General features: G+C 60.1%; 23 protein-coding genes and 3 pseudogenes. 15 read left to right on the plus strand and 11 right to left on the minus strand.

Features of this window, described 5'->3' with window-relative positions; all coding sequences use genetic code 11:
- On the minus strand, positions 1–1,197 hold the full coding sequence (locus ACODTD_RS09225) for a hypothetical protein (RefSeq protein ID WP_489104769.1): 1,197 nt from the start codon (positions 1,195–1,197) through the stop codon (positions 1–3).
- Positions 1,198–1,260: 63 nt separating this feature from the next.
- Positions 1,261–2,076: a sulfite exporter TauE/SafE family protein gene (locus tag ACODTD_RS09230; protein ID WP_489104770.1), complete on the minus strand. Its 816-nt coding sequence runs from the start codon at positions 2,074–2,076 to the stop codon at positions 1,261–1,263.
- Between the two features lie 112 nt (positions 2,077–2,188).
- On the opposite strand from ACODTD_RS09230, the gene ACODTD_RS09235 reads away from it, so the two are divergent.
- The 3 genes from ACODTD_RS09235 (at position 2,189) to ACODTD_RS09245 (ending at position 3,730) form a co-directional block, all read left to right on the plus strand.
- Complete coding sequence (locus tag ACODTD_RS09235) at positions 2,189–2,956, plus strand: AraC family transcriptional regulator (protein ID WP_489104771.1); 768 nt, start codon at positions 2,189–2,191, stop codon at positions 2,954–2,956.
- Positions 2,957–3,048: 92 nt separating this feature from the next.
- Positions 3,049–3,366, plus strand: a complete 318-nt coding sequence (locus tag ACODTD_RS09240; protein ID WP_489104772.1) for a helix-turn-helix domain-containing protein — start codon at positions 3,049–3,051, stop codon at positions 3,364–3,366.
- Positions 3,367–3,409: 43 nt separating this feature from the next.
- Entirely contained in the window at positions 3,410–3,730 is a 321-nt protein-coding gene (locus tag ACODTD_RS09245; protein WP_011335550.1) for a helix-turn-helix domain-containing protein, read from the plus strand.
- 49 nt (positions 3,731–3,779) lie between these two features.
- Here the strand turns inward: ACODTD_RS09245 and ACODTD_RS09250 are convergent, their stop codons facing one another.
- Positions 3,780–5,297 carry an amidase family protein gene (locus tag ACODTD_RS09250; protein ID WP_489104773.1) on the minus strand — a complete coding sequence of 506 codons (1,518 nt, stop codon included), beginning with the start codon at positions 5,295–5,297 and terminating at the stop codon, positions 3,780–3,782.
- A 112-nt stretch (positions 5,298–5,409) separates the two neighbouring features.
- Positions 5,410–6,483, minus strand: coding sequence for an MBL fold metallo-hydrolase (locus tag ACODTD_RS09255; RefSeq protein WP_011335552.1), 1,074 nt, complete (start codon positions 6,481–6,483; stop codon positions 5,410–5,412).
- 212 nt (positions 6,484–6,695) lie between these two features.
- Between ACODTD_RS09255 and ACODTD_RS09260 the strand changes: the two genes are divergently transcribed.
- The 5 genes and pseudogenes from ACODTD_RS09260 to ACODTD_RS09280 all read left to right on the plus strand — a co-directional run bounded on the left by ACODTD_RS09260 (position 6,696) and on the right by ACODTD_RS09280 (position 10,590).
- Entirely contained in the window at positions 6,696–7,304 is a 609-nt protein-coding gene (locus ACODTD_RS09260) for a TetR/AcrR family transcriptional regulator (RefSeq protein ID WP_011335553.1), read from the plus strand.
- A 146-nt stretch (positions 7,305–7,450) separates the two neighbouring features.
- Positions 7,451–8,503 (plus strand): diguanylate cyclase, encoded by a 1,053-nt coding sequence (locus ACODTD_RS09265; protein WP_221615358.1) that lies wholly within the window; start codon positions 7,451–7,453, stop codon positions 8,501–8,503.
- 265 nt (positions 8,504–8,768) lie between these two features.
- A pseudogene (locus ACODTD_RS09270) lies at positions 8,769–9,452 on the plus strand (PAS domain-containing protein); the annotation flags it as partial.
- 108 nt (positions 9,453–9,560) lie between these two features.
- Positions 9,561–9,998 (plus strand): annotated as a pseudogene (locus ACODTD_RS09275) (methyl-accepting chemotaxis protein); the annotation flags it as partial.
- A gap of 61 nt (positions 9,999–10,059) precedes the next feature.
- Positions 10,060–10,590 carry a DUF1003 domain-containing protein gene (locus ACODTD_RS09280; protein ID WP_011335556.1) on the plus strand — a complete coding sequence of 177 codons (531 nt, stop codon included), beginning with the start codon at positions 10,060–10,062 and terminating at the stop codon, positions 10,588–10,590.
- Here the strand turns inward: ACODTD_RS09280 and ACODTD_RS09285 are convergent, their stop codons facing one another.
- Positions 10,591–11,532, minus strand: a complete 942-nt coding sequence (locus tag ACODTD_RS09285; protein ID WP_041475409.1) for a LysR family transcriptional regulator — start codon at positions 11,530–11,532, stop codon at positions 10,591–10,593.
- A gap of 15 nt (positions 11,533–11,547) precedes the next feature.
- On the opposite strand from ACODTD_RS09285, the gene ACODTD_RS09290 reads away from it, so the two are divergent.
- On the plus strand, positions 11,548–12,255 hold the full coding sequence (locus tag ACODTD_RS09290; protein WP_011335558.1) for a CTP synthase C-terminal region-related (seleno)protein: 708 nt from the start codon (positions 11,548–11,550) through the stop codon (positions 12,253–12,255).
- Complete coding sequence (locus ACODTD_RS09295) at positions 12,252–12,572, plus strand: antibiotic biosynthesis monooxygenase family protein (RefSeq protein WP_011335559.1); 321 nt, start codon at positions 12,252–12,254, stop codon at positions 12,570–12,572. Before ACODTD_RS09290 ends, ACODTD_RS09295 begins: the two co-directional genes overlap by 4 nt.
- On the opposite strand, the gene ACODTD_RS09300 is transcribed toward ACODTD_RS09295, so the two are convergent.
- Entirely contained in the window at positions 12,573–12,899 is a 327-nt protein-coding gene (locus tag ACODTD_RS09300; protein WP_011335560.1) for a DUF2025 family protein, read from the minus strand.
- Between the two features lie 215 nt (positions 12,900–13,114).
- On the opposite strand from ACODTD_RS09300, the gene ACODTD_RS09305 reads away from it, so the two are divergent.
- Entirely contained in the window at positions 13,115–14,242 is a 1,128-nt protein-coding gene (locus tag ACODTD_RS09305; protein ID WP_489104774.1) for a glycerophosphodiester phosphodiesterase, read from the plus strand.
- Positions 14,243–14,383: 141 nt separating this feature from the next.
- Positions 14,384–14,689 carry a PepSY domain-containing protein gene (locus tag ACODTD_RS09310; protein WP_011335562.1) on the plus strand — a complete coding sequence of 102 codons (306 nt, stop codon included), beginning with the start codon at positions 14,384–14,386 and terminating at the stop codon, positions 14,687–14,689.
- Between the two features lie 280 nt (positions 14,690–14,969).
- Here the strand turns inward: ACODTD_RS09310 and ACODTD_RS09315 are convergent, their stop codons facing one another.
- From ACODTD_RS09315 to ACODTD_RS09325, 3 genes and pseudogenes are all read right to left on the minus strand, one after another.
- Complete coding sequence (locus ACODTD_RS09315; RefSeq protein ID WP_489104775.1) at positions 14,970–15,413, minus strand: hypothetical protein; 444 nt, start codon at positions 15,411–15,413, stop codon at positions 14,970–14,972.
- Between the two features lie 112 nt (positions 15,414–15,525).
- Positions 15,526–16,293: a methyl-accepting chemotaxis protein gene (locus tag ACODTD_RS09320; RefSeq protein WP_371857319.1), complete on the minus strand. Its 768-nt coding sequence runs from the start codon at positions 16,291–16,293 to the stop codon at positions 15,526–15,528.
- 165 nt (positions 16,294–16,458) lie between these two features.
- A pseudogene (locus ACODTD_RS09325) lies at positions 16,459–17,148 on the minus strand (methyl-accepting chemotaxis protein); the annotation flags it as partial.
- Positions 17,149–17,422: 274 nt separating this feature from the next.
- Between ACODTD_RS09325 and ACODTD_RS09330 the strand changes: the two are divergent.
- Together ACODTD_RS09330 and ACODTD_RS09335 are read left to right on the plus strand one after the other, a co-directional pair.
- A complete protein-coding gene (locus ACODTD_RS09330) occupies positions 17,423–18,445 on the plus strand; it encodes a transporter (RefSeq protein ID WP_011335565.1) in 1,023 nt (340 codons plus the stop codon).
- 108 nt (positions 18,446–18,553) lie between these two features.
- Positions 18,554–20,167 (plus strand): inorganic phosphate transporter, encoded by a 1,614-nt coding sequence (locus ACODTD_RS09335; RefSeq protein WP_285354217.1) that lies wholly within the window; start codon positions 18,554–18,556, stop codon positions 20,165–20,167.
- 53 nt (positions 20,168–20,220) lie between these two features.
- Here the strand turns inward: ACODTD_RS09335 and ACODTD_RS09340 are convergent, their stop codons facing one another.
- Positions 20,221–21,117, minus strand: coding sequence for a LysR family transcriptional regulator (locus ACODTD_RS09340; protein WP_011335567.1), 897 nt, complete (start codon positions 21,115–21,117; stop codon positions 20,221–20,223).
- 120 nt (positions 21,118–21,237) lie between these two features.
- Here ACODTD_RS09340 and ACODTD_RS09345 point away from each other — a divergent pair, with 120 nt between their 5' ends.
- On the plus strand, positions 21,238–21,993 hold the full coding sequence (locus tag ACODTD_RS09345; protein WP_011335568.1) for an SDR family NAD(P)-dependent oxidoreductase: 756 nt from the start codon (positions 21,238–21,240) through the stop codon (positions 21,991–21,993).
- A 60-nt stretch (positions 21,994–22,053) separates the two neighbouring features.
- Here ACODTD_RS09345 and ACODTD_RS09350 read toward each other — a convergent pair whose 3' ends face one another.
- Positions 22,054–22,491, minus strand: a complete 438-nt coding sequence (locus ACODTD_RS09350) for a multidrug/biocide efflux PACE transporter (RefSeq protein ID WP_011335569.1) — start codon at positions 22,489–22,491, stop codon at positions 22,054–22,056.
- Positions 22,492–22,559: the final 68 nt, after the last annotated feature.

The following is a 22,559-nucleotide window of genomic DNA, read 5'->3' on the forward strand; positions in this document are numbered from 1 at the left end:
TTAGCCCTGGGGCAGTTGCAGTTTGACTGCGCCGGGGTGTTGGTTGACGACTGAGTACGGCAGGATCGACCACTCCGGCGCATCGCAGGCGCGGGCGACGCGAGCGAAGTAGGCGCCTAGGTACAGGCCTTTCGGGGTGAAGTGCCAGGACGGATAACCCCAGATGCTTTCATCGGTGTAGTCGCAACTGTCTTCATCGCTCTCCGCCGGTTTCTTCATTTCATCCGGGTAGAGCATGGTGAGTTGTTTGATCAGCCACGGCACCAGCACTTCGCGCTGGTAAGTCGAGCGCGCTGCACTTTCTTTTTCGCTCAGCGGCTGATCGCCCAGACTCTCGCGCTCGGCGTGCAGCAGGGGTTTGCCCTCGCCTACCCACAACACGTCTTCCAGCGACAACGGATGGCCGGTGTTCACGTCGATGTTGAGCGGCGAATCGCCAAAGTCCGGATGCGCGCCGCCGCAGTAATAGCTGGTCGAGATGTTCAGGCTGACCACGGCTGGCGAGATCAGTTGCGGTTGTGCCTGCTGCATGAACTCGACGTTTTCCCCGCCCTGCAACTGGCAGCCGTGATAGCTGATGACTTCGCTCCACAAGCGCCCGAGCAACTGTTGGTTGACCCGCTGCAGGTCATCTTTCGGCAGGCCGGATTCCACGGTAAACAAGGCAATCTTTGACTCGGGCTCCGTCCACCATTGCAAGGTGTAGCCCATGAAATCTTCTTTCTTCGTGGCTTTGAGCTTGAGCCCCTGTAGCCGCAGATATTCGTACGGTTCGCTGGCGGGCAGCGTGGCGATGAAGGACAACATGGTGGCGGTCGGCGCAGCGATTTTGGCCTCGGAGAGTTGTACCGCAAGTTTTTTGCCCTGAGGGTTTTGCCATTCGCCCTGCCAGCCGTCTGCGGTTTCCTCGAGCCTGAGGGTCGGCAGCGGCTTGTCGTCACCGTAGCGATTGTTGCCCTCGACCAACGTCAGCGTGCTGTCCTGCAACGCACCGCTCAGAGGCAAGTCGCGGTGATACTTCTCGTAGAAGTAGCGACCGGTCACTTCATCCGGCTGCTGTGTATTGAGCTCAACCACAATCGGCGTCTTGCCCAGCGTGCCGGTAAACACACGTCTGCCGTCGTCAGCCTGAGCGGTGGAAAGCAGTGAAAACAGCACGGCAGCGTATGGCGCCAGGCGCAACAGTCCCTTGAGCATGGATCGATCCCTGAGTGAATAAGGCTGCGGAGTATGCAGAGGATGCGCGCAGGAATCGAGGTGCTACTTCAGTGTCATGCCCAGCATCACGATGATGAGTAGCGCGATATACACCCACGCATGCAGCCGATCCGGTATCCGCCCGATCCACCGTGTGGCCAGTCGAATCCCCAGCATCGAGCCCAACGTCAGCACCGCGAACGCCAGCAGATCCACATACCCGATAAACCATGGCCCAAGTTTTGTCTCGCTGAGTCCCGCCATCGCCATGTACGTCAGGGTTCCCGCCAATGCCACAGGCACGCTCAATGGATTGGCCATCGAAGTCGCCTGCGACATGCTCAACCCGCAACGCCGCAATAACGGCACGGTCATGACGCTTCCTCCTACACCGAGAAAAGTCGCGATGGCGCCAATGCCTACACCGCCGCCAGAAGTTTCCAGTGTTCCCAATCGTCGTGGGATGACGCCTTCGGACTGCGTAAGAAATCCGCGTCGCAGCAGGCAATCGACAATCGTCACGCCGAGGTAGGCGATGAAAGCGTAACGAATGACTTCGCCGCTGACCCACACCGCGGCGATTGCGCCAACGACCGCGCCCAACCCGATGAACCCGCCCAGGGGCCACAGGTAATCACGGATGAGGTTGCCCGCGCGGCGGTGTTTATCGGTGCCGACCAGGGCGTTGACGATCATGACGCAGGTCGAGGTGGCGACGGCGATGTGCATGGCGGATTGGCTGATCGGGTCGTCGGCGCCGTGACTGGCGGTGAGCATGCGATACAGCAGCGGGACGACGACGAAGCCGCCGCCGAAGCCGAAGAGCACGGCGGTGACGCCGGTCAGGCAGCCGAAGAGTGTCAGCAGGAGGTAGAACATGGCGTGTCGTCCGTTGTTTGGGAGCGGTCGACGATAGAGCGGCGGCGCTTGGCCTGCCTAAGCAAGTCAGCCAATAATGTTTGCGTTTACGCCAACTGCTGGGTGCCGCTCGATGCGCAATTTTTCGATCAATCTGCTGGATGACACGCCGCGCCCGGTGGTGGCGATCGGTACGGATTATTCCCACGGCTATCTGTTGCCACGTCATACACATCGGCGGGCGCAATTGTTGTACGGCGCGACCGGGGTGATGCAGGTCAGCACGCATGATGGCAACTGGGTGGTGCCGCCGCAGCGGGCGGTGTGGATTCCGCCGGGGGTGGCGCATGAGGTGTTGATGCTGGGGGTCAGCACGCGCAGTTTGTATATCGAACCGGGGGCGGTGGATCTGGGTGAGCGTTGTCAGGTGATCAGTGTGTCGCCGTTGATGCGGCATTTGCTGATGGAAGCCGTGGAGCTATCGCTGACCTATGACCTGACCGGGCGTGATGGCGTGCTGATCGACTTGTTGCTGCATGAATTGGTGCGCAGTGCACCGTTGCCGTTGCATATCCCGCTGCCGTCTGACGGAAGACTGCTCGAACTGTGTCAGACCTTTCTGCATCAGCCGGATGCCCATCAATCCCCCCAGCAATGGGCCGATCAGCTGCACGTAAGCTTGCGCACCTTCAACAGACTGTTTCGTCAGCAGACCGGCCTGAGTTTCAGTCAATGGCGCCAGCGCGCATGCGTGGTACTGGCGCTGGCACGCCTGGCGGCGGGTGAAGCGGTGACGCGGATTGCCCTGGATTTCGGCTATGACAGCCCGGCGGCGTTCTCGACGATGTTTCGTCGGATCCTCGGTCAGGCACCGTCTGTCTGGTTGGAGGCGGCGAACTAGGGCAAATCAAAAAATGCGTTTGATCCCGGCCGAAAGCAACTGTACAAAAACACAGTACATTTCCATCAGCACTCTCGAGCCCGGAGCACACCATGGCCTCTTCAGCGATGAACCTCATCCTCGAACGTATCGCCCTTTTCCAGTTCACCCCGACGCATTGCGCCCAGGCCCGAGGGATGTTGGGCTGGAGCGTGGAACAGTTGTCGCGAGAGGCCAAGGTTTCAGTAGGCGACATTCAGCGATTCGAAGCGCAGCAGGACGTGGCGGATGCGGTGCGGCTGGCGTTGACCTATCGGTTTGAGGCGCAGGGGTTGGTGTTCTTCCCGGGGTTTGCGCCGGGGCGTGGGGGGAATGTCGGAGGTGCGATACCCACGTCGGTTGATCGCGAAACTTATGCAATGGCTGATTGAAAAGACCCGTTGAGGTCGGCCCACACGCGGAAGGAACTCGAAATTGATTGGAATCGAAGAAAGCAGAGGGAACATCTACGAGGATCTAGAGATACCAAACGCCAATGAGATGAGGATCAAATCACAGCTTTCCTCAAAGATCGGTGAAATCATCAAAGCGCGTCATCTCACTCAATCTCAAGCTTCTGAAATCTTGGGGTTATCACAACCCAAGCTATCCGAAATGCTGAGAGGAAAATTCCGCGGCATCAGTGAGGCCAAGATGATGGAATGCCTTTCCCACCTCGGCCGAGATGTGCAGATTGTGGTCAAACCGGCCCCCCGCTCTCGCAAAGAGGGCCGAATTGAGGTGGTGTTCGCTTGATACGGCAGTGCTTGAAATAGTCGAAGACAACGCACTGCCAACAAGGTGTTTACTCCTTGAACCCCGGATGACGCAATTCCATCGAAGCCTGTTCGTAGCTGTACGCCATGGCAAACAACTGTGGCTCGCTCCACTGCTGGCCGTAGAAGGTCACGGAGGTCGGCGTGGCGTCATCGTTCATGCCCGAGGGCAAGGTGATTGCCGGGTAGCCTGCGGTGGCGGCGGAGAACTGGGAAAAGCCGTCCGCTTCGGCGAACAGGGCATCCAGATTGTGCTCACGCACCTGCTCATCGATAGCGTCCTTGAAGTTCTGGCTGATGGTGGTAATCAGTGCGCTCGCCTCCTGGTGGGAAAGCGCCGACGCGTTGATGGTCTCGAGCGTCTGCTGGCCATGTTGCTCCTCACCGGGATTGGCCAGGTTGAAGTCGATCAGAGCCTGCAAGGAGTCGACCGGCAAGCCCTGGCGGCTGGCGAGATATTCGGGCAGCTCATGCTTCATCGCGCCCATCAGGCCGTTAACGTAGTCATCGATGTCCGGCAGACGCACAGTCAGCGGGACCAGCGTAGCGCCCTGCTCTTCCAGGGTGGCCATCGCGGCAAGCATCTCCAGACTCGGGTTCAGTACCGTAGCGTGGGATCCAGTGTATGCAATCGGATAACCGATCCGTTTGCCTTGCAGGGCTTCACTGGAAAGCAATGCGGTGTAGTCGACGCCAGTGGGCGCGTCAGCAGTGGCGCTATCCGAGGCGTCAACGCCTTGTATGACGTTGAACAACAGCGCGGCATCCCGCACGGTTCGGGTCATTGTGCCCGGCGTGTCTTGCAAGCGGGTGATTGGCACGATGCCGGCGCGGCTGAACAATCCGAGCGACGGTTTGACGCCAACCACACCATTGGCCGACGCCGGGCAACTGATCGAGCCGTTGGTTTCAGTTCCCATGGCCAGTGGAGCGAGCCCTGCGGCAACCGCTGCCGCCGAACCTGAACTGGAACCACAAGTACTTTCGCTGAGGACATGAGGATTTTTCCCCTGACCACCGCGCCCGCTCCACCCCAAGGGCAGTGACAAGTCCCGCATTCCCGACCACTCGCTCATGTTGGCCTTGCCCAGCAGGATGGCGCCGGCATCGCGCAATTGTTTGACCGTGAACGCATCCTGAGCCGCCGGCTGCCCGATCATGGCCAACGAACCGGCACCGGTTTGCATGCTGTCGGCAGTATCGAAGTTGTCCTTCAACAGGACCGGGATTCCGTGCAGCGGGCCACGGAGGTTGCCTTGCGCACGCTCTTCATCCAGCGCGGTCGCGATGTCGAGAGCCTGGGGGTTTATTTCGATGATGGCATTGAGGGTCGGGCCTTGCTTGTCCAGATCCGCAATGCGTGTGATGAGGTGTTGAACCAGCGCGACCGAGGTCAGTTCGTTGCTGGCCATCATTGCACTCAGCTCGCTGGCGCTTGCGTATTCAAGTGGCGCACTGGAGGACGCTGCGAGGGCGACGCTACTGTTCAGCGAAAGCAGGATGGCCGGCGCCAGCGCATTCATGCTGCGTTTAAAGCGGAATTTCATTTTCTAATCCTTGTTTAAGCCAATCACGAGTGAGTCATTTCACTCGCGACCAAGCCTACCGAAGCCGCAGGAAACGGCTGTCAGCAACAAGAACCAGTGCCGGTAGGAAAACTCACCCAGCCTTGTAGCCGCTACAAGCAACACGCCCTTTTTCTGACATCTCTTGTTCCATTTCCAACCACCACGCGTCCCCACGTTGCGGTTGCATCAGGTTGAACGCCTCGCCCATCTTCGGCGTGGTTATCGACACACTGCGTTCCCAGGCCAAAGCAAGAATGCGATCGAAAGGCTCGTGCCAAGCGTGCATCGCCAGGTCGAACGTGCCGTTGTGGATCGGAAACAGCCAGCGCCCCTTGAGGTCAATGTGGGCTTGCAGGGATTCTTCCGGTTGCATGTGCACGTGGGGCCATTCGACGTTGTAGGCGCCGGTCTCCATCAGGGTCAGGTCGAAGGGGCCGTACTGTTCACCGATGCGTTTAAAACCATCGAAGTAGCCGCTGTCACCGCTGAAGAAAATCCGCGTGTCGTCATCAATGATCACCCACGAAGCCCACAGGGTCTGGTTGCCATCGAACAGGCCCCGGCCGGAAAAGTGCTGCGACGGGGTGGCGATGAAGCGGATGCCGGCGACTTCGGTGCCCTGCCACCAGTCAAACTGGCGAACCTTGTCGGCATCGATGCCCCATTTGATCAGGGTATCGCCGACGCCCAGCGGGGTCAGGAACACGTTGACCTTGTCCGCCAGTTTCAACACGGCTTCGTAGTCGAGGTGGTCGTAGTGGTTATGCGACAGGATCACCGCTTCGATCGGTGGCAACTCATCGATGCTGATCGGTGGCTGGTGGAAGCGTTTCGGGCCGGCCCATTGCACGGGCGAGGCACGCTCGGCGAACACTGGGTCGGTGATCCAGAACTTGTCCTGCAGTTTGAGCAGCAGGGTCGAATGACCGAGGCGATAGACGCTGCGGTTGGGCGCCGCGATCAGGTCCGCGCGGGTCAGTGGCTGCACCGGAATGGCTGCCGCCGGCCGGGTGTTGCGCGGTTTGTGGAAGATCATGTTCCACATGATCCGCAGCATCTTGCGCACACCTTCGCGCTGCAACGGCGCGTGGTTGCGGAATACGCCTTCGGCCTGACGCGAAGGTTCAGGTGTTTGACTGCCCGCAGAAGCAATGGATTTGGCCATGACTGAATGACTCCGGAAACGCCGCGCAATTCACGGTTTTCCACGGTGGGACGATAATGGCCAAGGCACGCACGCATCAGCCGGACATCTGTTTTTAGGTTGCACCGATTAACCCAGCATTACACTGATCGGTGTAGTTTCTAGGTTGCAACAAACCGGATGACAAGTAAACTGCCGAGTGTAATTTTACCTTTTCCTGCCGAATCGAATTTATGACAGCTCCCCAGCGCCTCACCGACCGAAAACGCGAAGCCATCATCCAGGCCGCGATCACCGAATTTCGTACCAACGGTTTCGAGGTCACCAGCATGGACAAGATTGCGGCCACTGCCGGGGTGTCGAAGCGTACGGTGTACAACCATTTTCCGAGCAAGGAAGAGCTGTTCGCCGAAATTCTCAACCAGTTGTGGGCACGGATCAGCACCGAGCAAACCGTCTCGTATCAGCCCGATCAGCCATTGCGCGATCAATTGCGAACCATGCTGCTGGCCAAACTGCAGATGATGGCGGACGACAATTTCATGAATCTGGCCCGCGTTGCCATCGCGGCGGCGATCCATTCGCCGGAGCGCGCGCAGAACATGGTGGCGCGCATGGGCGAACGTGAGGAAAGCGTGACTGTGTGGATTCGCGCCGCCCAGGCGGATGGTCGATTGAAACCGGTCGATCCGGCGTTCGCCGCCCATCAAGTGCAAGGGCTGCTGAAAACCTTTGCCTTCTGGCCACAAATCTCCCTGGGCCAACCCTCGCTCGACAGCACAGCGCAAAATGCCGTGGTCGACTCTGCACTCGACATGTTCCTGACCTGCTATCAGCTCTAGCTCAGGCCTGCGCCATGGTAAATGGCTCGCAAGGACACTGAATTTTCCCGCTGGAATAAATGACAATGTCTGTCATTGGCCGATGAACGGTCTGTCTGAAGAATTACACTGCAAAGTGTTTCAGAATGAATCTGGCGTAGAACATCATGGAAAACCAACGCGGCAAAGGTTTGTCATTCGCCAGGCGCATTTACTTGCCACGGTCCATCGGATTGGGCATCGGTTTCTTCAGTGTCGGTGCCGCGCTGTATCCGTTGAACATGCCGGGCTGGCTCTGGGCGCTGTTGCTGTTCAACGGTTTTCTCTGGCCGCATGTGGCCTATCAATGCTCGACCCGCTCGGCTTTCCCCTATCGCGCTGAACGCCGCAACCTGCTCTATGACTCGGTGTGCGGCGGTTTCTGGACCGCGTGTTTCCAGTTCAACCCGCTGACAACCGTGACCATTCTGTCGATGATGACCATGAACAACGTGGCCGCCGGTGGCGTGCGCCTGTTCTGGCTGGGCGCCCTCGCCCAGGTGATCGGCGTGCTGCTGGGCTGGTCAGTGTTCGGCGTCCATTTCACCCTGACGGCTACACAGACTCAGGTCTTGGCCTGCCTGCCAATGCTGACCCTTTATCCGCTGGCTTTGGGAATGGTTTGCTACCGGTTGGCGATCAAACTCGCCGAACACAAACGCACCCTGAGCGCCCTGAGCCGTACCGACAGCCTGACCGGACTGCTCAACCACGGCGCCTGGAAAGACCTGCTGCACCTCAAGTTCCAACAGTGCCGGCAGCACAATTCCCAAGCCATCCTGGCGCTGATCGACATCGATCATTTCAAGTCGATCAACGACAGTTACGGGCACATCGTCGGCGACGCGGTGCTGCGGCAGTTAAGCCATGAGCTGAAATTCGTACTCGACGAAAGCAAGCTGGCCGGGCGTTACGGTGGCGATGAATTCTGCGTGATCCTGCCCAACCTGCCCCTGAGCAAGGCTGAAGCGCTGATGGAGCAACTGCGTCAGGCACTGGATCGATACCGCCATCCCGACGTTTCCGAGCTGCGGGTCAGCCTGAGTATCGGGCTTGCTCGCTATCAAACCTCTTACGCCGACGCCCTTGAGTGGTTCGAAGATTCCGACAAGGCGTTGTACACGGCCAAGCACACGGGACGTAACACAATCAGCGTAGCGTTGAGCCGATCACCCGCCTGAAAAAACTTGTACAAAATTGAGAAAAATCGATTTCTTGTACAAGTTTATAAAGTTTTGTATAAGTTAATCCGCCAGCCAGGATGCTGGCACACTGCTTCCAGCCATCGAGCTATCTGGCTGGCTGACGCGGAAACAGGGACCCCACCTTCAGCCCTATTTCCAGAGTGCCACGAGCATGATTTTCAATCGTCACAAGACCGCCCTCGTCGATCTTCAAAACACCATCAACCAACAAGCCGGCCTGTTGGAAGCGATCAACCGCTCCATGGCAGTGATCGAATTCGATGTCGACGGTGTCGTTCTGCGCGCCAACGACAACTTCCTGAAAACCATGGGTTACACCCGCGAACAGGTGGTCGGGCAGCCTCATCGCCATTTCTGTTCTCCAGAGTTTGCCCGTGGCAATCAGTACACCGAATTATGGTCGCGATTGAAAAGCGGCCAATTCCAGTCCGGCACCTTTGAACGCATCGACAGTCAGGGCCGTCCGATCTGGCTCGAAGCCAGCTATAACCCGATCAAGGACGACTCGGGCCGCGTAGTGAAAGTGGTCAAGTACGCGATGGATGTCACCGCCAAAGTGCAGCAGGAAAGCGAAGCCAATGCGAAATTGCAGGCGATCGACCGCGCCATGGCGGTGATCGAATTCGATCTCGACGGCAATATTCTCACCGCCAATCAGAATTTCCTGACGCGCATGGGTTACACCCTTGCCGAACTCAAAGGCAAACATCACCGCTTGTTCTGCCCCGCGCAACTGGTCAACAGCAGCGCCTACCAGGATTTCTGGCGCCGGTTGAATCAGGGCGAACTGTTTCAGGGCCAGTTCGAACGCGTCGACAAACGCGGTCAGACCGTGTGGCTTGAAGCCAATTACAACCCGGTCTACGACGCCGCCGGCCGCTTGTGCAAAGTGGTGAAGTTCGCGTCGGACGTGACCGCCCGGGTCGAACAGCACGAGCAGGATGCGCGCAGTGCCAGCGCGGCCTATCACATCTCGGTGGCCACCCGAAAAGTCGCCGAGCAAGGTACGCAAGTGATTCAGCAAGCCGCCAGTGAAATGCGCGAGATTGCCGACGACATTGCCGAATCCTCAACCCTCATCGCGCAGCTCGGCGAACGCTCCGAGCAGATCACTGCCATCGTCAACACCATCCGCGCGATTGCCGATCAGACCAATCTTTTGGCCCTGAACGCTGCAATCGAAGCCGCCCGAGCCGGTGAGCAGGGTCGCGGTTTTGCCGTGGTGGCCGATGAAGTGCGGCAGCTGGCAGCGCGCACCAGCGGCTCCACTGCGGAAATTTCCAACATGATCAGCCTGATCCAGACCGAAACCCGTCAGGCGATCAAGAGCATGGACGGCACCCGAGGGCGTGCGGCGCAAGGTGTGGAGCTGGCGGATCAGGCCGGTACGGTGATTCTGCAGATTCGGGACGGCGCCAGCGAGGCGGTGGAAGCGGTGAGCATGTTTGCCAACGAGCGTGCGCCGGGATAAGGCCAACACGGGCGACGCAGGGCTATAGTGACTCAACGTCCCAAGCCCTGCCGAGTCCGTCATGACCACCGAAAAAACCGAATCATCCACCGCCCCTGTCGATCACCTGCGCTTTCATCGCCCCCACGCCCACCTCAACACAACCTTCGGTAACGACAAATTCGCCTTGCGGGCCGAGGCGTTTGCGCGTTTTTTCGGCACGCCAACCTTTCTCGGCGCGCAGACGCTGATCGTGGTGCTGTGGATCAGTCTCAACATCTTTGGCGTGACCCATTTCGACGTTTATCCGTTCATCCTCTTGAACCTGGCTTTCAGCCTCCAGTCCGCCTACGCCGCGCCGCTGATTCTGTTGGCACAGACTCGTCAGGCTGCACGCGACAAAGCGCAATCGGACGCTGACGCGCAACATCGCGAAGCCCTGGCCGTGGCCAACAGCGAACGCCAGGCGCAAGCGGCGAAGAACACCGCGCAACTGCTTGAGCTGCTGGAGCAGAACACTCGACTCACGGAGATGACCAAGAACCTGACCGAGCGCATCGAAGGCCTGACCCGCGAACTGCACGATCACATGCGCCAGACCCAGCAGGGCTGATCACGAAACCCTCAGCGCCCGTCCCAACTCGTCGAACAACGTGACCACCGAGCGCAACGCGCGGCAGTCCGGGCGGGTCAGCAGCCACAGCGCGGTGTCATAACCGTGCAGTGGTTCGCTCAGGGCCAGCAGCCCCTCATTGATGAGAAAGTCCGGCAACGCCGCTACGCCCAGTCCGGCGCGGACCAACTCCGTGACAGACAGCATGCTGTTGCAGCGATAGTTGGGAGTCACCCCCGGCAACTGCTGGCGGCGCCAGGCGACGGTCGGGTGATCGGGCAAAAAGTCGTCCGGGGCGATCCAGGTCAGCGCCGCCAGATCGGCCGCTTCAACCTTTTGTAGATAACGCTGACTGGCGCAGACCCGGTAGGAAATCTTCGCCAGCTCCCGTCCGACCAGATGCTCCGGTGGTGTGCGCGTCAGGCGCAGGGCGATGTCGGCATCGCGGCGGCTGAGGTTGGCGAAATCATTGGAGGTGCTCAGTTCGATGCTCAGCGCCGGGTAGTTCGGCATGAACTGCGCCAGCGCCGGCAGCAGCAGACCTTGCAGCACGGAGTCGGTACAAGTCAGGCGCACCGTGCCGCTGACCACTTCACCGCCCTGCTCCACGCCGATTCGCGCCGCTTCCAAAGCTTGCTCGGCGCGTTCGGCCTGCTCGGCCAGGGTCTGCGCGAGGCTGGTGGGCAGGTAACCGGCGCGGCTTTTTTCGAACAGTTGCTGGCCGAGTGATGCTTCCAGTCGGCGCACTGCGCGAAACACCGTCGACACATCGACCTTCATCAGCTGTGCGGCCCGGGCCAGAGAGCCGCCGCGCACTAAGGCGAGAATCAGGGCCAGATCCGGGAAATCGAGTCGGTATTGCGTGGTTGCATTGATCACTTGGGCAAACGCCGATTTAGAGTGCGTGAACGCCAATCTATAGTGAGCTTCATCCCTCAACAAGCACAGTGAGTACTCATGGAATCCAGAGCCCTGCGCATCGCCCTGATCGGTGACTTCGACCCGCAAGTTACTGCCCACCAAGCCATCCCGGTCGCCCTCGGAATGGCGGCGGAACACCTTCGTTGTCCGGTCGATTTCGAATGGTTGGCCACCGACCGAATCCTGCCCGAGACACCGCTGGAACCTTTCGACGGCTTCTGGTGTGTCCCGGCCAGCCCTTATATAAGCGAAGTCGGTGCCTTGCGAGCCATCCGCTTTGCCCGCGAGCGGCAGCGCCCTTTCCTCGGCACCTGCGGCGGTTTTCAACATGCCGTGCTGGAGTTTTCCCGCCACGTGCTGGGCTGGACCGATGCCGAGCACGGCGAAACCTCGCCAGACGCCAGCCGCGCGGTACTCACGCCGCTGACCTGCTCGCTGGTGGAAGCGGTGGACAGCATTCATCTGGTGCACGGTTCGTTGATCGCCAGTGCGTACGAAACGTCGGAAATTCGTGAAGGCTATCGCTGCCGCTACGGTGTGAATCCGCAATTCGAACGGGAGTTGCTGACCCATGACCTGCACGCCGTGGGTCACGATTCGTCAGGCGACTTGCGCGCCATTGAACTGAAAAACCATGTGTTCTTCGTCGCCACACTGTTCCAGCCGGAACGCGCAGCGCTCAAGGGGCAATTGCCGCCACTGGTGCGGGCGTTTGTCGAAGCCTGTGTCGAGGCGCGGGCATGATCGCCGAAACACCGAAAGCGCCGTACTACGCAGTGATCTTCACTTCAAACCGCACCGATGGTGATCAGGGCTACGCTGAAGCCGCTGAACGCATGCTGGAACTGGCGCGCGAGCAACCGGGTTTTCTCGGTGTCGAGTCGGCTCGCGGCGCGGACGGGCTCGGAATTACGGTTTCATATTGGCAAAGTGAAGCGGCGATCCTGGCGTGGAAACATCATCCCGAGCACCAGGCGATTCGTGAACGCGGACGTTCGACCTGGTACTCGGGTTTTCATACGCGGGTGTGCAAAGTGGAACGCGATTATCGATTCGGATGATCAGCCCTTCACCAGACTACGCACCGCCTCAATCTCCGGCACTTCGCGCTTATTCATATAAACGCGCAGCGGCTCGGTGATGTTGATCCGGTCATCGATGTTCTGGTCCAGCAGCAACTGGATCAGTTCGCGCTTGAGGGTCATGGTCTGTTCAGTGGCCGGTGCCCAGACGAATTCGCTGCACGGAATGATGCCGTCATCGGCCACGTCCATGCCGAACGAGTCTTCGCTGAAACGCACGATGTACTGGCCGGTCTTGCGGTTGAGGCCGACAAAGCCATTGAGGTCGTCGGCGGCCTGGCAGATGAGTTGCGATGTGATGCGCATGGTAAACCTCACAAGAGTGATCGAAGGTTTACACGCAGGGCATAGAGGCGCGCCCTCTGCCGGGGCGGTTGCCGTGGCCAAGCGTACTGCAAACGAACGCACAAAAGTGCGCAAATTTTCGCTTTCAGTACGTTTATGTCGGTCTCGCGATAGCAGGTTTTCGTTTGAGTTGCTAAAAGGTACATCTTCGAAAATACCTGCGAAAGGACCTCGACATGCCCGCCACGTTCACCAAAAGCGCACTGCTGCTGAGCCTGCTGCTCGGCCTCGGCCAGACCCACGCCGCCAGCCAGCCAAGCCCTGTTGCGCTCGCTGCCTCCGAGGGCATTCCGCACCCGGCGGTGATCGCCCATCGTGGCGCGTCCTTCGATGCCCCGGAATCCACCGCCGCCTCCTACAAACTGGCCCGCGACCTGGGCGCCGACTACCTGGAAATGGACTTGCAGCGCAGCAAGGACGGCGTGCTGTTCGCCCTGCACGACGACAACCTGCAACGCACCACCGACGTCGCTACCAAGTTCCCGGAGCGCAAGGACAGCCCGGCCAATGCCTTCACCATGGCCGAACTGAAAACCCTCGACGCCGGCAGCTGGTACAACGCCAAGTACCCCGATCGCGCGCGTCCGTCCTATGTCGGTCTGAAGATTCTGACACTCGACGAAATCATCGACATCGCCCAGGCCAATCCGAAGCACAAGCCGGGCCTGTACATCGAAACCAAGGAGCCGAAGCTGTTCCCGGGGATCGAGCATGACCTGAAGGAAAAACTCCAGGCTCGTGGCTGGTTGATTCCGGCGGACGCCAAACCGGCGAAAAACGTCGCCAGCGTCGGCGAGAGCAACGGCAAGGTGATCCTGCAAACCTTCGAGAAGAGCAGCCTGGAAATGCTGCAAAAGGAAATGCCGCAGGTGCCGAAGATCCTGTTGCTGTGGGTCGGCGAAGGCAGCATCGAGCCGAAATCCAAAGTGACCTTTGCCGACTCCGGCGAGAAGGACAAGAACGCGTTCTACGGCAAGCAAGAGCCGAAATCCGAAGCCGAGTTCAAGCAGTGGATCGACTACGCCAAGGCACAGGGTGCGATCGGCACCGGCCCTTCGGCGAAGCTGACCCACGGCGGCGATCAGAGCTATTCGGATCTGGTGCAGCCATGGATGAACAAGTACACCCACGACAAGGGTCTGCTGGTGCACGTCTACACCGTGGATGAGCCGGTGGACTTCGAAAAAGTCATGGCCGCTGGTGTCGACGGCATCTTCACCAACCGCGCCAGCGAACTGCTGACATTCTACAAACGCCCGGCCGCTGCCAGTGTGGATCAGGTGTTGAAGAACAACGGTTTCTGATCTGTAAATCTGCGCGTCAGTCAGTGTCGCGAGCAGGCTCGCTCCCTCGGGAGTCCAGCCTGCTCGCTGCGTTTTAAGGGTGAGTTAAGTTGCGGCCATTAACCTGAACTCACTTAAACGAATCACCCAAAGGAATAACCGATGAAAACTTTGACTGCCCTGTTTACCGCTGCCGCCCTGACCCTCACCGCTGGCCTGGCCCAGGCTGACGTTCGCGTTGACCAGATCCCGCAACTGGTCAAGGAGGGCAAGATCAAGTCGTTGGAGTCGATGAACGAACAAGCGCTGAAACTACATCCGGGCGCGACCATCACTGACACGGATCTGGATAACCACTTCAATGGTTATGAGTACGAAGTTGAGTTGCGTACTGCTGATGGCAAGGAGTTCGATGTGGACTTCGATGCGACCACCGGCAAGGTGCTGAGCGACAAGCAAGACACTTGATTGGTTGATAAAACAAAGCCGCATGACTTTTGGGTTGTGCGGCTTTTTTGTGTCTGGTGTCTGGCTGAAACCATGTTTCGTCAGTCAGCCCCTACCCCCTCACCCCAGCCCTCCCGAAACGTCGGACCGCCCCCAAGGGGGCGAGGGGGAAGGGGAGCCGATCTCCATGGGTTTCTAAACCTGAGTTCGACACAAGATTTTCAGGTCGGCGTAACTCGAACATTCAACTCCGTCAGTCCCCTCTCCCTTTGGGAGAGGGCTAGGGTGAGGGGAAAAGGCTTCACGCGGTCGTACTGACCAACGAACCGGACGTACCGCTGTCCGAATCCTGCAACGCCGCCAACAACGCCGCCGTCGCCGTCTGCAACGAAGCCGACGTCGTCGCGATCTGCGATTGCGCAGCCGTGACATCCGCAGCCTTGGCGTCCTGACTTTCCTGCTTGGCCTGAGCCGCTTGCAACGCCTGCTGCTCTTCCTGCAATTGCTTCTGCAACTCGGCGATCTGCTTGCGCAGTTCCTTCACCGTATCCGATTCATCGCTGCTGGAACTGCTGTCGCCCGCCGGCGCCGCACCACCGCCCGCCGCGACTTTGCTGGTGTCGGCTTTCACGCCGGTGCTGGCCGCCGCGGTGGTCGAGGTGTCGTCACCGGTGTCGGCAATCGAGGTTTTGCTGGTGGGCGTAGTGACGGTCTGATTGATCGAAACAGACGTGATGCTGACCATGGGAAATCTCCAATGCCGGTTATGGATAACCGGGCATCGGCGGCGGTCTGCACCAATTGAGATCGACTGTGTAACGACTCGGTAACCGAACCGGTACACAGTCACTGGCCGGTCAGACGCTCAGGCGAGCGGTGACGTCGTTCAGTTGGCCGGACAGGCCGTGCAGGTTCTGGCTGGCGCTTTCGGTGCGCTGCACGTTGTCGAGGTTGGTGCTGGCGATCGAGGTGATCTCGGTCAGGTTGCGCGAGATGTCTTCGGCCACCGACGTCTGCTCTTCGGCCGCCGTGGCGATCTGACGGTTCATGTCACGGATCGCTTCCACCGCGTGGGTGATGCGCTCGAGCATGGCGCCGGCCTGGGTCACTTGCTCGACGCTTTCATCGCTGCGGGTCTGACCGCTGTCGATGGCCTGGGCCGCGTCCACCGCACCGGTCTGCACGCTGTGGATGATCTGGTTGATCTCGATGATCGACTCCGCCGTACGCTGCGCGAGGTTGCGCACCTCATCGGCGACCACCGCAAAACCACGCCCGGCCTCACCCGCGCGGGCTGCTTCGATGGCGGCGTTGAGCGCCAGCAGGTTGGTCTGCTCGGCGATCCCGCGAATCACTTCCAGCACTTTGCCGATGCGACCGCTGTCGGCTTCCAGACGACGGATGACCGTGGCGGTGTTGGCAATTTCGCCGCGCATCTGGGTGATGCTGTGGATGGTGCTCTGCATGACCTTCTCGCCCTGCTGCGCGGACTGGTCGGCATCGTCGGCCGCACGTGCAGCGTCAGCCGCATGACGGGCGACTTCCTGGGCGGTGGCGGACATTTCGTTCATCGCCGTGGCCACCTGATCGGTGCGGCTGAACTGCTCGTTGGTGCCGCCGGCCATCACGGTGGCGATGGCGTTCAATTCGCCGCTGGCACTGTCCAGATCCTTGGCGCTGCGCTGCAGATGGTTGAAGGTTTCGGCGAGGAAATCGCGCAAGGTGTTGGCCGCTGCGGCCAGGTTACCCAGCTCGTCCTGACGGTCGCTGGACACACGCTCGACCAGACGCCCCTTGCTCAACTGGGTGACGTAGTCGATGAGTTTGCGGATCGGTTCGACCAGGTTGCGGTTGACCAGCCACAGGCTGAGCAAACCAATCAGCAGACCGGACGCGAGCATCACCAGCAGACCCAGCCACACGGTGCGATCGGCACTGGCGCTGATCTGCGCCGATTGCTCGGTGCCCTGCTTGCGCAACTCGGCGACCAGCTCGCTCATCTGATCGCTGGCGGCACGGTCGACGCCTTTGACAGCAGCGTCGCCCGCAGTCGGATCGGCACCGGCGGCGACGTAGGCATCACGGCCCTTCTGATACGCAGCGCCGAGCAAACGATGTTCTTCGCGCAGGCGTTCGATACGGGTTTTCAGCGCAGGATCGAGGCCTTTCTGGTTGGCCAGCTCACCGAGGATGCCCTGCACATCGCGCTGACGGTCTTCGAACTGGCCCCAGTACTTGGCCAGATCCGCCGGTTCCTTGCCGCGCAGCAGAACGTTTTTCCACTCCTGAACCTGCACCTTGAATTGCAGGTTGGCTTCATCGATCAGTTGTGAGGTGTGCAACGGACCTGCAATCAATTGGCTGTAGTTCTGCACGCCGTTGGACAGGAAATGAAAGCAGGCCAGCGCGATCAACAGCATCGCCAGCAGGCTGCCGCTCAGCAGGGCGAGAATTTGCGCTCTCAGGGATTTTTGCAGCATCACAGGTACTCAGGACAGGGATGAGGCACGCCCGGTAAGACGTGAATTGTTGCCGGACATCCGTGTCGGCGGACCTTGGCTCATGGCCGAAGGCGCGCAACCTAACTCATGCGTGATCGGCGTTCCAGCGCCCTTCTTGAGAAAAATCCGACCGCCGGTAACGCGTTGATTTGACATCATTTTGCTGTCACACAAGCGTCATGTGACATTGCGATGATGCGGCTCAGGTGAATCTGCAAATCCCGCGACAGACGCCTTCTCGCAGCGAGCCTTCATGAACCACAGCCTCGATATCAGCCATCGTGATCCTGACCTGTTCGGCCTGCTTTACGGCTTTCGCTTTCGCCCCGGCGAACGCGGGCGCGAGGTGGATTCGGCGACTGCCCTGCGCTGCCTGCAAGATGACAGCGAGGGCGATGAATTTCTCTGGCTGCACCTGAACCTGGCCCACGCCGCGTGCGAGCGCTGGATGAAAAGCCATCTGCAATTGCCCGAAGAATTTTTCGAAGCGCTGCACGAAGGTTCGCGCTCGACCCGCATCGAGCATGTCGATTCGGCGTTGCTGGCGGTGGTCAACGACGTGGTGTTCAACCTCAGCAGCATGGTGTCGTCGGACGTGTCGACGCTGTGGGTTTGCGTGCGCAGCAAACTGATCGTCAGTGCGCGTCTGCAACCGCTGCATTCGGTGGACAAGCTGCGTTCTTCGGTGAAGGCCGGTGAGTGCTTTCGCTCGCCGTCGGAACTGCTGGTGCACCTACTGCGCGATCAGGGCGAAGTGCTGACCCAGATCGTGCGCAAGACCAGCATGAGCGTCGATCAGGTCGAGGACGAATTGCTGTCCTCGCGACTGTCGACCAACCGCGCCGAACTCGGCGCCAACCGGCGGGTGCTGGTGCGCCTGCAACGGCTGCTGGCGCTGGAACCGGGTTCGCTGTTGCGCCTGCTCAACCGGCCGCCACCGTGGTTGCAGAAGGAGGACGTTAAGGAGCTGCGCAAGTCCACCGAGGAGTTCGCGCTGATCATCAACGACCTGACCGCCCTCGGCGAGCGGATCAAGCTGTTGCAGGAAGAGATCGCCGCCAACCTCAACGAACAGAGCAACCGCACGCTGTTCACCCTGACCGTGGTCACGGTGCTGGCGCTGCCGATCAACATCATTGCCGGTTTCTTCGGCATGAACGTCGGCGGTGTGCCGCTGGCCACTGATCCGGAGGGGTTCTGGATTCTGGTAGCGCTGGTGGCGACGTTTACCGTGATCGCCGGGCGCTGGGCGTTTCGCAAGCGGCGGGATTATTAAGACCAACGGCGCGGCTAATCCGCCAAACACTGATCTGTCGCAGCGTCTCTGTAATATTTAGCAACGATCATGGGCGACACTCCTTCCCCCGCTCAGGATTGTCCGCCCATGGCTACTCCCTCCCTGACCGCCAGCCTGGCCCCCACTGCCAGTGGCAGGCCGGCGCTCGACAAAAAAACCGGCCCCTTTACTTACGTGGTGTTCTTCGCCGTGCTGGCGATGGGGATGCTGTTCACCGCCTACAGTCTGATGCATGACATGCACGAACTCGGCACGGTGGTCACCACCTGGACCCCGTTCCTGCTGCTCGGCGTAGCGCTGTTGATTGCGCTGGGCTTCGAGTTCGTCAACGGCTTCCACGACACCGCCAACGCCGTGGCCACGGTGATCTACACCCACTCGCTACCACCGAATGTGGCCGTGGTGTGGTCGGGATTCTTCAACTTCCTCGGGGTACTGCTTTCGAGCGGTGCGGTAGCGTTCGGCATCATCGCCCTGCTGCCGGTGGAACTGATTCTGCAAGTGGGTTCGTCCGCCGGTTTCGCGATGATCTTCGCCCTGCTGATCGCGGCGATCCTGTGGAACCTCGGCACCTGGTGGCTGGGCCTGCCGGCCTCGTCGTCGCACACCCTGATCGGTTCGATCATCGGCGTCGGCGTGGCCAACGCGTTGATGCATGGTCGCGACGGCACCAGCGGTGTGGACTGGGCCCAGGCGACCAAGATCGGTTACGCACTGCTGCTGTCGCCGCTGGTGGGTTTCGGTTGTGCGGCGCTGTTGCTGCTGGCGTTGCGCGCATTCGTGAAGAACCGTTCGCTGTACAAGGCACCGGAAGGCAACACCCCGCCGCCGTGGTGGATTCGTGGTTTGCTGATCCTGACCTGCACCGGCGTGTCCTTCGCTCACGGTTCCAACGACGGCCAGAAAGGCATGGGCCTGATCATGCTGATTCTGGTCGGCACCCTGCCGATGGCTTATGCACTGAATCGCACCATGCCGGAAGAACAATCGCTGCAATTCGCCGCTGTCGCTCAAGTGACCCAGCAAGCGCTGGTGAAAAGTGCGCCACTGCCAGCACCGGCCGATCCACGCGCCGTGCTCTCGGATTACATGCGCAGCAAGGAAGCCACGCCGCAACTGATTCCTGCCCTCGCCTCCCTGACCGGACACATCGGTGAAGAAGTCAAAGGCTACGGCTCGCTGGCGAAAGTCCCGGCCGAGGCCATGGGTAACGTGCGTAACGACATGTACCTGGCCAGCGAAACCATTCGCCTGATGGACAAGAACAAGGTCGGCAGCTTCGACGCCGACACCAGCGGCAAGCTGCAACTGTTCAAACAGCAGATCGACAACGCCACGCGGTTCATTCCGCTGTGGGTGAAGATCGCCGTGGCGATTGCCTTGGGTCTGGGCACCATGGTCGGCTGGAAGCGGATCGTGGTCACGGTCGGCGAGAAGATCGGCAAGACCCACCTGACCTACGCCCAGGGCGCCTCGGCGGAAACCGTGGCGATGCTGACCATCGGCGCCGCCGACATGTTCGGCTTGCCGGTCTCGACCACCCATGTGTTGTCCTCGGGCGTGGCCGGGACCATGGTCGCCAACGGTGGCGGCTTGCAGATGAAGACCATCCGCAATCTGCTGATGGCGTGGGTGCTGACCTTGCCGGCGGCGATTGTGCTGTCGGGCAGCCTGTATTGGCTGTTTACCCAGATCTTCTGATCCATCCCAATCCCTGTGAGAGCCGTTGCTCCCACAGGGATTTGCGGCAAGAATCAGAGCGTCGAACGAATCAACTCCCCCAGCCAGTCCATGAACACCCGCACCCGCAACGGCAGATGCCGCTGCCTCGCGTACAACAGTGAAATGCCCATCGCCGGCGCGGTGTACTGCGGCAGCACGGTGACGATCTCGCCGCTGTCCAGATAGGTGTTCATGCCGGTTCGCGGCACCTGGATCAGACCAAACCCGCCAAGGCACGCCGACTCGTAGGCATCGGTACTGTTGACCGTCACACTGCCGGGCATCGGCACCCGGTGCACCTGTCCGTCCTGCTCGTAGACAAACCCTTCCGAACGCGAACCCAGCACACCGACGTAGTGCACCAACCGATGCTGCGCCAGATCTTCCAAGGTCTGCGGCACGCCGTAGCGCTCCAGGTACGCGGGGCTGGCGCAGTTGATCATGCTGAAGTCCCCCAGGTGCCGCGCCACCACCGACTGATCCGGCTGCGCGCCGATGCGCACCACGCAATCGAAGCCTTCGGCGAGCAGGTCGACCCGGCGATCGGTGCTGCTGATTTCCAGCTCCAGGTTCGGATGGCGCGCCATGAATTCCGGCAGCTTGGGCATGATCAGCCGCCGCGCCAGAATGTTCGGCATGTCAATCCGGATCCGCCCGGTCAGCGACGCTTCGTCCTGACGGAACAGGTTTTCGATTTCGTCCATGTGCGACAGCAGATCCTTGCTCCGCTCATACAGCGCGAGGCCGTCCTGAGTGGGCTGGACCTTGCGCGTGGTGCGTTGCAGCAGGCGCGTGCCGAGCAGATTTTCCAGCGCCTGCACCTGCTCGGAGACCGTCGAACGCGGCAGCCCGAGACTCTCTCCCGCCATCGTGAAACTCGACAATTCGCTGACCCGGACGAAGGTGCGCAGCAGTTCCAGTTTGTTCATGTGCCACCCATTGATTGTTCGGACAATCCGACCAGTGATTCCGGTTTCAGTCTGTTTATCACCTCATGGCGGATAAATAAACTTTGCCCCATCAACCGTCATCGCCATTGAGGAAAACCCATGAACCGCAAAATCGCATTGATCACAGGTGCCAGCCGTGGCCTGGGCAAGAACGCCGCCCTGCACCTCGCCGCGCAAGGCGTGGACATCATCGGCACCTACAACAGCCGCGCCGATGAAGCCCAGGCGCTGGTGCAGGAACTGGAAGCACTCGGCGCCAACGCCGTGATGCTGCAACTGGATGTCGGGCGCAGCGAAGGTTTTGCCGAGTTCGCCGTGCGGGTCGAGCAGGCGCTGCAACAACTTGAACGTCCGCGCTTCGATTTCCTGATCAACAACGCCGGGATTGGCGTGCATGCCTCCTTCGCCGACACCACGCCGGAACAGTTCGACCTGCTGATGAACGTGCAGTTGAAAGGGCCGTTCTTCCTGACTCAGCAATTGCTGCCGCTGATCAACGATGGCGGGCGGATCATCAACATCTCCAGCGGTCTGGCCCGTTTCACCCTGCCGGGTTATGCCGCTTACGCTGCGATGAAAGGCGCGATGGAAGTGCTGACCCGTTATCAGGCCAAGGAGCTGGGCGCGCGGCAGATCGCCGTGAATATCCTGGCACCGGGGGCCATCGAAACCGACTTCGGCGGCGGCGCGGTGCGCGACAATTCGGCACTGAACGCCATGGTCGCCAGCAACACCGCCCTGGGCCGTGCCGGGCAGCCGGATGACATTGGTGGCGCACTGGCGCTGCTGCTGTCGCCGGGGGCGCAGTGGATCAACGGTCAGCGGATTGAAGCGTCGGGCGGGATGTTTCTCTAAACCCTGCAAAAATCCCGGACAAAAAAAATCGCAGCCCTCACAGGCGGCGATTTTTTGTTTTCAGCTCTGGCAGACGCTCCGCATCACCAGTCGCTCGCGCACCACGTCATAACCCCAGTGGTAGACGTAGGTGTACGGCAGGAAGAACAGCAGCACGCCGATGTCGAGCAGGAACGCCTGCCACAGGCTGACCGACAGCCACCAGGCAATCAGCGGCACGCCCATCACGATCAACCCGCCTTCGAACAGCAGCGCGTGCGCCACTCGCACCCAGGCATTGTGGGCGATGTTCCAGCGCTTGAGCATGCGGTCGAAGAAGCCGTTGAACACCACGTTCCAGCCCAGGGCCAGCATCGCGATGGCGATAGTGACGGCGCCCATTTCGACCAGCGGTTTGCCCATGATCCACGCCAGCAACGGGGTACAGATCAGGATCGCCAGCAGTTCGAAACCGATGGCCTGGAAGATACGTTCAGTGATGGATTTGTTGGCAGTCATGGCCGAAGTCCTCTGTGAAGATGGTTGCCATGATCCAGCACCACACCGATACTTCATAACCAATAACC

Source organism: Pseudomonas sp. FG35, assembly GCF_057809295.1.

Bases quoted from the DNA above. Each gene is read 5' to 3' on its own strand.
- ACODTD_RS09330 (WP_011335565.1), top strand. From the start codon at position 17,423: ATGAACCACAGCCTCGATATCAGCCATCGTGATCCTGACCTGTTCGGC.
- ACODTD_RS09335 (WP_285354217.1), top strand. From the start codon at position 18,554: ATGGCTACTCCCTCCCTGACCGCCAGCCTGGCCCCCACTGCCAGTGGC.
- ACODTD_RS09295 (WP_011335559.1), top strand. From the start codon at position 12,252: ATGATCGCCGAAACACCGAAAGCGCCGTACTACGCAGTGATCTTCACT.
- ACODTD_RS09255 (WP_011335552.1), bottom strand. From the start codon at position 6,483: ATGGCCAAATCCATTGCTTCTGCGGGCAGTCAAACACCTGAACCTTCG.
- ACODTD_RS09305 (WP_489104774.1), top strand. From the start codon at position 13,115: ATGCCCGCCACGTTCACCAAAAGCGCACTGCTGCTGAGCCTGCTGCTC.
- ACODTD_RS09230 (WP_489104770.1), bottom strand. From the start codon at position 2,076: ATGTTCTACCTCCTGCTGACACTCTTCGGCTGCCTGACCGGCGTCACC.
- ACODTD_RS09235 (WP_489104771.1), top strand. From the start codon at position 2,189: ATGCGCAATTTTTCGATCAATCTGCTGGATGACACGCCGCGCCCGGTG.
- ACODTD_RS09260 (WP_011335553.1), top strand. From the start codon at position 6,696: ATGACAGCTCCCCAGCGCCTCACCGACCGAAAACGCGAAGCCATCATC.
- ACODTD_RS09320 (WP_371857319.1), bottom strand. From the start codon at position 16,293: ATGGCCGGCGGCACCAACGAGCAGTTCAGCCGCACCGATCAGGTGGCC.
- ACODTD_RS09280 (WP_011335556.1), top strand. From the start codon at position 10,060: ATGACCACCGAAAAAACCGAATCATCCACCGCCCCTGTCGATCACCTG.
- ACODTD_RS09350 (WP_011335569.1), bottom strand. From the start codon at position 22,491: ATGACTGCCAACAAATCCATCACTGAACGTATCTTCCAGGCCATCGGT.
- ACODTD_RS09310 (WP_011335562.1), top strand. From the start codon at position 14,384: ATGAAAACTTTGACTGCCCTGTTTACCGCTGCCGCCCTGACCCTCACC.
- ACODTD_RS09240 (WP_489104772.1), top strand. From the start codon at position 3,049: ATGGCCTCTTCAGCGATGAACCTCATCCTCGAACGTATCGCCCTTTTC.
- ACODTD_RS09300 (WP_011335560.1), bottom strand. From the start codon at position 12,899: ATGCGCATCACATCGCAACTCATCTGCCAGGCCGCCGACGACCTCAAT.
- ACODTD_RS09345 (WP_011335568.1), top strand. From the start codon at position 21,238: ATGAACCGCAAAATCGCATTGATCACAGGTGCCAGCCGTGGCCTGGGC.
- ACODTD_RS09340 (WP_011335567.1), bottom strand. From the start codon at position 21,117: ATGAACAAACTGGAACTGCTGCGCACCTTCGTCCGGGTCAGCGAATTG.
- ACODTD_RS09265 (WP_221615358.1), top strand. From the start codon at position 7,451: ATGGAAAACCAACGCGGCAAAGGTTTGTCATTCGCCAGGCGCATTTAC.
- ACODTD_RS09250 (WP_489104773.1), bottom strand. From the start codon at position 5,297: ATGAAATTCCGCTTTAAACGCAGCATGAATGCGCTGGCGCCGGCCATC.
- ACODTD_RS09225 (WP_489104769.1), bottom strand. From the start codon at position 1,197: ATGCTCAAGGGACTGTTGCGCCTGGCGCCATACGCTGCCGTGCTGTTT.
- ACODTD_RS09315 (WP_489104775.1), bottom strand. From the start codon at position 15,413: ATGGTCAGCATCACGTCTGTTTCGATCAATCAGACCGTCACTACGCCC.
- ACODTD_RS09290 (WP_011335558.1), top strand. From the start codon at position 11,548: ATGGAATCCAGAGCCCTGCGCATCGCCCTGATCGGTGACTTCGACCCG.